An 8,934-nucleotide genomic window follows, 5' to 3' on the forward strand; every position below is an offset into this window, starting at 1 on the left:
CGCTCTACCTCGACAACGCCAGCGGTATGCACGTCCACCAGAGCCTCTGGGAGGGTGAGCCGTTCAAGGGCAAGAACATATTCGCAGATCCTGACGACGAGTACATGCTCAGCCAGAAGGCCAGGTACTACATAGGTGGTCTCCTCGAGCACGCCAAAGCCCTGACAGCCCTCTGTGCCCCAACCGTGAACAGCTACAAGAGGCTTGTGCCGGGATTCGAGGCGCCTATATACATCTGCTGGAGCCCGAGGAACAGAAGCGCACTGATCAGAGTTCCGATGTACCACAGGAAGCCATCGGCGATCAGGCTTGAGTACAGGGGCGTAGACCCGAGCACCAACCCGTACCTCTCGCTCTCCGCGATGATTGCCGCAGGTCTCGACGGAATCAAGAAGAAGATAGAGCCCGGCGACCCGATAATGGAGGATGTCTACGAGCTGAGCGAGAGCAAGAAGAGAGAGCTCGGCATCGGAGAGCTGCCCACGACCCTGAGAGATGCTATCGACCACCTCGCCACAGACGAGGTCATCCAGGACGTGCTCGGCTCGCACATATTCGATGCGTTCATGGAGATCAAGATCGACGAGTGGAACCAGTACTGCCTCTACATAACACCCTGGGAGTACATGAAGTATCTCGACATTTAATAAAATTTTACTATTTTTTCCCCAGACTCCTTTTTCCTAAATCAGCATTCGCGAAACCAATTTTTTGGTAAAAATTCATAAAAAAGCAGAAATAATAAATACGAGAACCTACAGAGTATTATTGAGGTGATAGAGATGGGTGTTCACAGGATAACGAGCGAGGCCGCGAAGTATTACGCGATGAGGGAGAGGATACTCGGTAACGGTATTTCCCTTCTCGGAACGGCAAGCGAGAAGGTTAACGAGCTCGACAGAGAGACCATAGAGAAGCTCGGCGACCTTGCGTCGTATCTCCTGCCCCACAGCCCTGGATATGCGGGCAAGCTGATGGCCGTAACCGCAAGACTCCTCTGGGCACTTGCAGGAGTCGGGGAAAAGGACTGGGAGTTCAGAGAGCTTGAGGACATCGAAAAACTTATAGAGGAGCTAAAAGAGAAAGTTTAAACCACAAAATACTCTTTTATTTCTTTTGCCGTGTCCTCCGGCCTCCTGTTGGTATAGGCCTCGTCGTAGAGTTTTGTTATCGCAAATACATCGTTCCAGTAGTACCTGTCCATCACACTCCTGGCAACTACGTCGAAAATTGCAGGAACGTCCTCTCTCCTTTCCAGAGGTGCAAACAGCCCGAAGTTGAACGAATTGAATCCGAGAGAGTCGTAGAACTTCAGAACTCTCGTGATCCCCTCCGAAAGCTCCATAAGCTCACCGTCCATGCTTCCAAAACCCTGAGAGATGTACGCGCTCACGTGCTCAAACCCCCTCGGTGCGAACGGCACGAACCACCGCCATGATCCCTCGTGGACCCTCAGGTGCTCCGCTTCCTCCCAGAACACGTCCCAGAAATTCCTGCCGTTTTCCCTGAAAAAGGCACCCGCCCTCTCCACGATCCTCCTCTGGTAGTCCATCAGCTCCCTGGACGCGAGGACCTGAACGTGAGGGTGAGTCACACTGCTCCCCGCCGGCCTGAGGTAGTTCATCGTGACGCATGCGAACTCAAATCCTCTCTCCACTAGATAGTCCCTCGCGAGTGCGAAGGCATCGTAAAACATGCTGGCCGTGAACTCGGGAAGGGAGAGGTAGTGAGCCCTGCTTATCCTGATGACGAGGGATACCTCAGCGTACGGAGATATGTTGGCCATGAGTACTGCCTCGCCCCTCTCAACCAGCTCCCCACCGGCAACTGCAACATCCCTCGCCCCAACTCTGTAAACGTTGTCGTCACAGAACGGACACCACTCGTTGCTGAAATCCGGTATGTCCGGCTCCTTGGACAGGGGAAGTGGCTTGACGATGATCCTCGACGTTTTACCGGTGAGAGGATCCTTCCTGACCTCAATCTCGACTACCTCATTGCTTTTCGTGACGGGGTTGAAAAACTCGAAGTGCTCCTTCAGAATCTCGAATTCCATGTGGACTCAAACGCGTCAGAAATACAAAAGCTTTTCTAAATAACTCTTCCGTATCTGTCTATAATTCCCTTTTTTATTCTCGTCGCGGATATGGGCTCGTTGTCGTCGGCGAGCACGAAGTCAACGCGAACTATCTTTATCTCCCTCTTGCCCATCTCCCTCCTCTTAGCGTTGATTCTCTTCGCCATCTCGTAGGTTTCGGGGCTCACCACAAGGTACTCAAAGTCGTAGTCGAGGGTTTTTCCGTACGGCGTGGTTATCTCGACAACGTAGGGCTCGAAGCCGTACTTCCTCCTGACGTACCACTTCACGTTCTCCGCACGGATGACGAATGGAAGCACGCTCCTTATTCTCTGCCTCGCCATCCTGTCGCTGGTAACACCAATGGTCACGTCCTGCCCGCCTAGCTCAATGGCCTTGTCGATGAGCCTTTTGTGGCCCTCGTGCAGCGGTTCGAAAGTGCCTCCAACAGCCACCCGGTACCTCCTACTCATGTTATCTCCTCGAGAAGCTCCCTGATGCGCTTCGCCGTCTCTCCCGGATCGGCTCTCCCGCGAGTCATCTTCATCACATAGCCAACCAGGAAATTAGCGGCCTGCTTCTTCCCGGCTTTGTAGTCCTCCACCGCCCTGGGATTCTTCTCTATCGCCTCCCTGCACAGCCTTTCGATCTCCTCCTTAGGGATGGAAAACAGCCCTCTCCTCTCGATAATCTCTCTCACACTGCCGCCCTCATCAAGCTTAGCTCTAATTACCTCGACAACACCCTTTTCGGTTATCTCACCCTTCAGGAAGTAGTCCAGCAGCTCAATCAGCTCGTCAGAGGACAGCCTTCTTTCCCCCTCCGCAAATGACATGTCCCTGTAGTTCAGCTCGCCCCTCAGCACGTCAACTATCCAGCTTGCAGACACCTTTGGATCTATTTTCTCCGCAACCCTCTCGAAGTAGTCGGCCATTTTCGGATCAAGAACCAGGATCTTTGCCTTCTCCACGCTGAGGCCGTACTGCTCCATCAGCCTGTCCCTCTTCTCCCACGGCATTTCCGGCAGGGTTGCCCTGACCTCATCGATGAATTCGCGGGTGTAAACCGGGACGAGGTCCGGCTCGGGGAAATAGCGGTAATCCTGCTCCTCCTCCTTGCTCCTCAGGGAGACGGTTATGTTGTTCGCCTCGTCAAAGTGTCTCGTCTCCCTCTTAACCGCTCTCCCACGCCTTATCAGATTCCTCTGACGGGTAATCTCATAGGTCAGCGCCTTTTCCACGCCCTTGAAGCTTGAAATGTTCTTTATCTCAACTCTCCCTCCGCCGGCAATACTTATGTTGGCATCAACCCTCATTGAACCCTCAAGATTTCCGTCGAAAACGTCCAGGTATTCAAGGATTATTCTCAGGTTGTTCAGAAAAGCCCTTGCTTCCTTTGGTGAGTTTAAAACTGGCTCGGTTACTATTTCAAGGAGGGGAGCTCCACTTCGGTTATAATCAATGAGGCTGTACCTTGAGGTTGTTATGGACCCCTTGTAGGTGAGCTTACCCGGGTCCTCCTCCATATGAATCCTCTTGAGCGTTACCTTCTTCTCGCCGCTTTCAGTTTCTATCGTCACGTAGCCTCCCCAGGCGAGGGGCATGTCGTACTGGCTTATCTGGAAGCCCTTGGGCAGATCCGGATAGAAGTAATTCTTCCTGTCGAACCTCATTACGGGATTTATGTCAGCATTAAGGGCAAGGGCGACCTTTATTGCTGATTTAACGGCCTCCTCATTCAAAACCGGCATCGCTCCGGGCAAGCCGAGACACACAGGGCAGACGTGGGTGTTGGGCTCCTTGCCGTGATAATCGAGAGGGCATGAGCAGAACAGCTTGGTATTTAACCTGTTGAGCTGAACGTGAACTTCCAGTCCGATGACCACATCATCCATGGTTCGGGTGTCGGAAAAAAGGAATATATCTTTTTTGATTCACCTGGAAAATCTTTCAGCAAGGTATTCTGCTATGGCGTGCTTTTCCCCGTCCGTTACGGTTGTGAACCTATTCTCCACCATCACGTCTATTCCGGCGCTCCACTTCTCCACAGACTGTCCGTAGTACTCGGACTCCCACACCTCAAGCCAGCCCGGCGGGTTGCCGGGATTCCGGTAGTAATTGTAGTGGCAGGAGCACTTTTCCTCGAACAGCCTTTCTCCGCTCAGTGACCGGGCGGTGGGTGCGGTCTCATTCCCCGCAGGAGTTTTCGCTACTTCTGCCTTCTCGCTTCCCGCACACCCCAGAAAGAGTGCCACAATGGCAATGGCCAGAATCAGTCTCATCCAGAATCCAATTCCGACCGTGTGGCATAAACCTTTCTACATAAATATTTAAATACACACGTATGACAACGTATATCATGCGCATTCCGAGGGTCATGAGCACCCAGCATCCGGACAACGTGGAGATGCCGTTCTTCGCGAAGCAGAGCCATTTTGACGGAGAGGATGAGATAAAGGAAGCTTACTACGTCTTCTCCCACCTTGACATAGAGGAGCAGATGTGGGACTTCGAGGGAAAGGAGGTTGACGATTTCGTGATCAAGAAGCTTCTGAGCACGTATCCCGAATTTTTCAGGAATAACATCATCGGTGAGGATGTGCGGATCACTCCGAGAGTTCCAAATCCGGAAGTTGAGAGAGATGAGGCAAAGCTTCTCGCCGAAACCCTCGAAATGATCCCCAGAAGTTTCGATTACGCCAGGAAGTTCTACGACGATCCATCGCCGCCAATATTCGAGATAATCGTTCCGATGGTTACAAAATCCGAGGAACTTGAGAGGATTTACCTGTTCTACAGGGACTTCGTTGCCGGAAAGTCAAAGCTGACGCTTGCAGACGGGACAAGGGTTGGGGACTGGCTGGGTGAGTTCGAGCCTGAGACGATCGGTGTGATTCCGCTTTTTGAGGACATCCCGGCAATGCTGAGGTGCGACGAGATAGCCGGGGAGTTCGCGGACGGAAAGTTCGACTCCATGAGGGTTTTCCTGGCAAGGTCGGATCCCGCACTGAACTACGGATTCATTCCCGCGACTCTCGCAGCCAAGATTGCCCTCCAGAAGCTCTACGATCTGGAAACTGACGTCCACCCGATAATCGGGGTGGGCTGTCCGCCGTTCAGGGGGTCTTTCGACCCGGAGAACATGCACGCCCTCGTAGAGTACCCGTCGGTGCATACGTTCACAGCCCAGTCGGCCTTCAAGTACGACTACGACTTCGGAGTTGTCCGAAAAGCGGTAGAGGAGCTGAGAGACAGCGGTCCTGAGAAGCCCCAGGACGTTGAGGTGGATGAGACAATCATACAGAGGCTGAGCGCTGAATACAGAAGAAGAGTTCCGCAAATCGCGGAGTTCGTCAATGAGACTGGAAAATTCGTTCCCAAGAGGAGGATGAGGAAGCTCCACATAGGCCTTTTTGGATACTCAAGAGGAGACAGGATAAGGCTCCCGAGAGCGATAACCTTCTGCGCGGTCATGTACTCCATAGGATTCCCACCGGAACTGATAGGTATCTCCGCGCTGGGCGACAAGGATTACGAGGACGTGTGCGAGTCCATCCCAACACTCGAGAGCCAGATGGAGTTCGTTCTCTCCCACTTCAATCCCGAAAGCCTGAGGATAGTCCCGTTTGAGGACGATGTAAAAAGAGCGATGGAGCTGTTCGACTTTGAACCGCGTGAAGACTATCTCATTGCAACCGGAAGAACCATAAACTCCATCAGGAAACAGAACGGAATCGGCGACGCGATAATTGAAAGCGGAAAGCTCAGAAGGTTTCTCGGCTGACCAAAATTTTTAAATAAACGTTCCTTGTCAGTGTTGTGTAGGCCAGGGTGGCAGAGGGGCTATGCGGCGGACTGCAGATCCGCTTTACCCCGGTTCGAATCCGGGCCCTGGCTTTTTACTTCTGGTTTAAATCCTTACTCGCAAGAAGATTGACTTCCGCTGGCTTTTTTTGTCATGATGGCTTCAACCGAGGGGGTCAATTTCTTATCTTCCGCGGGAGGATGTTGACTATGGATTTTCACACATCATAAACTATCCAAGGCCCTTCAAAGTGTGTTCTTTTCCAAAATCAAATTTTAACGATCGTCCTGACTGGTTTATAAAAAATGAGTTTATGAGAAAAGCTCTTGCTAAAACACGGAAAAGCGGGACTGTCAAGAATAACATTAAAAAATAAAAACACGAAATAAAACACATGCACCCCACAATAACCCAACTAATAGAAGAGATTAAGGCTAAAAAACTCTTTCGGAGAAACAAGAAGAAAGTTGAGTTAAAAATCCTCTCAGCATTACTCTACTTCTACGGGCTCTCTTTAAGGAAAGCAAGCAAATTCATCTCTCTTTTCCAGCAGATAAGCCATGAATCAATAAGAATCTACTATCACAGAATTAAGAAGGTCATAAAACCTCCAGGAAAGGAAGAAAAGGAGATTAATTGCAATAGACGAAACGAAAATAAATCTTGAGAACAGACAGATTTTCGTCTGGAGTGCAGTTGACGTGGATACGAGAGAGTGTCTACTTGTATGGGCTACTGATGGTAGATCAAGCTTTCATGCTTACGCTTTTCTTAAAGATGCTTTGAAGTTCTGCGAGAATAAGCCAGAAGTTGTTGTGGACAGAGGATTCTGGTACAGGTGGACTTTACAAAGACTGGGGTTGAACTATAGACATGAGACCTTTGGAACAATAAATGCGGTTGATGGGTTCTTCTCTCTTCTGAAGTGCAGGACTGAGAGGTTCTTTAACAGGTTTCCGTTCAACAGTTCATTTGATTCTGTGCAGAGCTGGCTGGAGAGCTTTGCTGGGCTGTAGATTCCAAGGGAAGGGTTAATCTATATTATTTCAGAGTTTACTTTACTGTTTTAGAATATTATGTATACTCCATGTCGTTATGGGAGTATTTGTGCTTATTACTGGCAAAACTTCCCTGATGTCAGCGTCTTTTCTCATATCGTGTATTATGCCATTATACAGCTCTTTATATTCGCCTAAAAGTATGGTAACAGACCCCACACTGCCGATAGTATTGAAAAATATTCCATGTGGGGGTAAATCATTACCGATTACTATTGCCATGTGAAATCCAAGTGCATGCGGATCGACTATGGCCGAGTACCCTTTTATCACACCCATTTTCTCCATACGCTCTATGCGATATCGCACCGTGCTCTCTGGAAGGCCAGTTCTAATGCTTATATCTGTATATCCGGGCATTTTTTCACCATGGAGATGCCGGAGTATCAATAGGTCTTTTTTGGTTAATCTGTTTTTATTTTCCATATGTGGTGACATCAAAATAATGTGAAATAAAAATTTTTCGGAATTTCTTTTTAATCGTTTATCTAATATTTATGCTAATTCTGCAAATTTCGGTGATTTTTTTGGATATTTTAGCAAAATATGAAAAATTAAAAGATGTTACTGTAAGGCAACAGCATGCGAGGTCTGCTATGCGTCATGCTGCTGGCATTTTTTGTCATAATGCCTGCTGCGGGATTGAGCATCACGCCAGACAAACAGCTAATCAAACCGGGAAAAAACTACAGCTTTGTTGTGGAGGGAGCAGATGAAATCACTGAAGTGGTGGTTGTAAACAACGTCACAAAGGCCAGGGTTAACTGGAAAGTTGAGGTTGAAGGAGATACAATTACAATCAACGTGCCTAAGGATGCCGAGTTTGCTGAATACCTGCTCAGGGTTAAAACAGATGGTGAGGCTGCCGAGGCTCGCATGATCATCAAGCCACCCCTCACTGTAATGCTTGCAACTTTTGCGGTACCGATCTTTCTGAGCGTTGGGATGCTGGGGGGTGGTGTGTATACATTTGCGAAGAAAAAAGGAATTCTACGCTATGTTGGGATTACTGTGGCTTTAATTGGAGCGTTTATTCTCTTTGGAGTGACGATGGCCATTGTAGCTATGCAAATGGTGTAGTCCAGATGAGGCCAGTTGTTGTGTCAGGGTTGTCAAAAGCATACGGAAGGAAAAAACAGGTTCTGAGTGACATAAACTTTGAAGTGGATGAGGGCTCGTGTGTTGGAATAATTGGTCCGAATGGCGCGGGTAAAACGACGTTGATTAAAATCATCACCGGATTAGTACATCCAACGTCTGGAGAAGTAAGGGTATTCGGTGAAAGTCCTTTCGATGACTCAGTTAAATCCCGTACAGGCTATATGCCGGAACGGTCTGAATTTTTTGAAGAAAAGACAGTAAGGTACCACATAGAGTTCTTTGCTAGGTTAAGAGGAGTGGAGATTAATTGTAATGAAATTCTGTCTAAAGTGGGCCTCGACAGCTCAAAAAAAGCGAAGGAGTTATCTAAGGGAATGCGTAAGAAGTTATCTCTGGCTCTGGCTACATTACACGATCCAGATTTGCTCATACTCGATGAACCCACTGCTGGACTCGATCCGCAGGCAACAGTAACTTTGTATGAACTCATCAGAAAGGCGGTAGAGAGCGGTAAAACGATTTTGATGTCCACACACAACCTTTACGAGGTTGAAGACCTGTGTGATCGGATCATATTCATCAATAAAGGTAGACTTTATTTTAATGGATCTATTCACGAACTTGCAGGCTATACAATCCTGAAAATTAAAACAGAGGATGACTTCGCAACAGTAGAATTGCTGAAGAGTGCTGGAATTGATGCTTGGATTGAAGGGAAGTGGGTGGTGCTTGACAGAGCTGATCCTGCAACAATTTTTGATATTCTTGCAGAAAATGGTATTGGAATTTTAAAAATGGAATCCCGCAGAAATCTTTACGAAATCTTTAAGGAGCTGCAGGAGGAGGAAGAATGAAAATCATAAACGCACTCATTACATTTGAAAAGCTGAAAGA

Annotated in this window: 10 protein-coding genes, 1 tRNA gene and 1 pseudogene; 7 read left to right on the forward strand and 5 right to left on the reverse strand. The window is 48.6% G+C overall.

Annotation, left to right across the window (positions count from 1 at the left end; translation table 11 throughout):
• A partial coding sequence (locus ACXJJC_RS00810; RefSeq protein ID WP_503421132.1) for a type I glutamate--ammonia ligase occupies nucleotides 1–647 on the forward strand: 647 nt, incomplete at its 5' end.
• A gap of 135 nt (nucleotides 648–782) precedes the next feature.
• Nucleotides 783–1,091 carry a hypothetical protein gene (locus ACXJJC_RS00815; RefSeq protein ID WP_456368635.1) on the forward strand — a complete coding sequence of 103 codons (309 nt, stop codon included), beginning with the start codon at nucleotides 783–785 and terminating at the stop codon, nucleotides 1,089–1,091.
• Here the strand turns inward: ACXJJC_RS00815 and ACXJJC_RS00820 are convergent.
• From ACXJJC_RS00820 to ACXJJC_RS00835, 4 genes are read right to left on the reverse strand one after another with little or no spacing between them, the layout of a single operon-like run.
• A complete protein-coding gene (locus ACXJJC_RS00820) occupies nucleotides 1,088–2,056 on the reverse strand; it encodes a hypothetical protein (protein ID WP_456368637.1) in 969 nt (322 codons plus the stop codon). The two genes, ACXJJC_RS00815 and ACXJJC_RS00820, sit on opposite strands and share 4 nt — an antisense overlap.
• A gap of 35 nt (nucleotides 2,057–2,091) precedes the next feature.
• On the reverse strand, nucleotides 2,092–2,550 hold the full coding sequence (locus ACXJJC_RS00825) for a phosphopantetheine adenylyltransferase (RefSeq protein WP_456368639.1): 459 nt from the start codon (nucleotides 2,548–2,550) through the stop codon (nucleotides 2,092–2,094).
• Complete coding sequence (gene gatB, locus ACXJJC_RS00830) at nucleotides 2,547–3,971, reverse strand: Asp-tRNA(Asn)/Glu-tRNA(Gln) amidotransferase subunit GatB (RefSeq protein ID WP_456368641.1); 1,425 nt, start codon at nucleotides 3,969–3,971, stop codon at nucleotides 2,547–2,549. Before gatB ends, ACXJJC_RS00825 begins: the two co-directional genes overlap by 4 nt.
• Before the next feature lie 39 nt (nucleotides 3,972–4,010).
• Nucleotides 4,011–4,358, reverse strand: a complete 348-nt coding sequence (locus ACXJJC_RS00835) for a hypothetical protein (RefSeq protein ID WP_456368643.1) — start codon at nucleotides 4,356–4,358, stop codon at nucleotides 4,011–4,013.
• Between the two features lie 77 nt (nucleotides 4,359–4,435).
• On the opposite strand from ACXJJC_RS00835, the gene ppcA reads away from it, so the two are divergent.
• The 3 genes and pseudogenes from ppcA to ACXJJC_RS00850 all read left to right on the forward strand — a co-directional run bounded on the left by ppcA (nucleotide 4,436) and on the right by ACXJJC_RS00850 (nucleotide 6,897).
• On the forward strand, nucleotides 4,436–5,860 hold the full coding sequence (ppcA, locus tag ACXJJC_RS00840) for a phosphoenolpyruvate carboxylase (RefSeq protein ID WP_456368645.1): 1,425 nt from the start codon (nucleotides 4,436–4,438) through the stop codon (nucleotides 5,858–5,860).
• A gap of 41 nt (nucleotides 5,861–5,901) precedes the next feature.
• Nucleotides 5,902–5,973: transfer RNA gene (locus ACXJJC_RS00845), tRNA-Cys, on the forward strand.
• Nucleotides 5,974–6,275: 302 nt separating this feature from the next.
• A pseudogene (locus tag ACXJJC_RS00850) lies at nucleotides 6,276–6,897 on the forward strand (DDE-type integrase/transposase/recombinase).
• 42 nt (nucleotides 6,898–6,939) lie between these two features.
• Here ACXJJC_RS00850 and ACXJJC_RS00855 read toward each other — a convergent pair.
• On the reverse strand, nucleotides 6,940–7,365 hold the full coding sequence (locus tag ACXJJC_RS00855; RefSeq protein WP_456368647.1) for an Lrp/AsnC family transcriptional regulator: 426 nt from the start codon (nucleotides 7,363–7,365) through the stop codon (nucleotides 6,940–6,942).
• Between the two features lie 177 nt (nucleotides 7,366–7,542).
• Between ACXJJC_RS00855 and ACXJJC_RS00860 the strand changes: the two genes are divergently transcribed.
• The gene (locus ACXJJC_RS00860; RefSeq protein ID WP_456368649.1) at nucleotides 7,543–8,019 is read left to right on the forward strand and encodes a hypothetical protein; all 477 of its coding nucleotides are present in this window, start codon (nucleotides 7,543–7,545) and stop codon (nucleotides 8,017–8,019) included.
• Between the two features lie 5 nt (nucleotides 8,020–8,024).
• Nucleotides 8,025–8,894: an ABC transporter ATP-binding protein gene (locus ACXJJC_RS00865; RefSeq protein WP_456368651.1), complete on the forward strand. Its 870-nt coding sequence runs from the start codon at nucleotides 8,025–8,027 to the stop codon at nucleotides 8,892–8,894.
• Nucleotides 8,895–8,934 lie beyond the last annotated feature (40 nt).

This window comes from Geoglobus sp. (assembly GCF_054018175.1).

Bases quoted from the DNA above. Each gene is read 5' to 3' on its own strand.
- ACXJJC_RS00815 (WP_456368635.1), top strand. From the start codon at position 783: ATGGGTGTTCACAGGATAACGAGCGAGGCCGCGAAGTATTACGCGATG.
- ACXJJC_RS00820 (WP_456368637.1), bottom strand. From the start codon at position 2,056: ATGGAATTCGAGATTCTGAAGGAGCACTTCGAGTTTTTCAACCCCGTC.
- ACXJJC_RS00825 (WP_456368639.1), bottom strand. From the start codon at position 2,550: ATGAGTAGGAGGTACCGGGTGGCTGTTGGAGGCACTTTCGAACCGCTG.
- gatB (WP_456368641.1), bottom strand. From the start codon at position 3,971: ATGGATGATGTGGTCATCGGACTGGAAGTTCACGTTCAGCTCAACAGG.
- ACXJJC_RS00835 (WP_456368643.1), bottom strand. From the start codon at position 4,358: ATGAGACTGATTCTGGCCATTGCCATTGTGGCACTCTTTCTGGGGTGT.
- ppcA (WP_456368645.1), top strand. From the start codon at position 4,436: ATGCGCATTCCGAGGGTCATGAGCACCCAGCATCCGGACAACGTGGAG.
- ACXJJC_RS00855 (WP_456368647.1), bottom strand. From the start codon at position 7,365: ATGGAAAATAAAAACAGATTAACCAAAAAAGACCTATTGATACTCCGG.
- ACXJJC_RS00860 (WP_456368649.1), top strand. From the start codon at position 7,543: ATGCTGCTGGCATTTTTTGTCATAATGCCTGCTGCGGGATTGAGCATC.
- ACXJJC_RS00865 (WP_456368651.1), top strand. From the start codon at position 8,025: ATGAGGCCAGTTGTTGTGTCAGGGTTGTCAAAAGCATACGGAAGGAAA.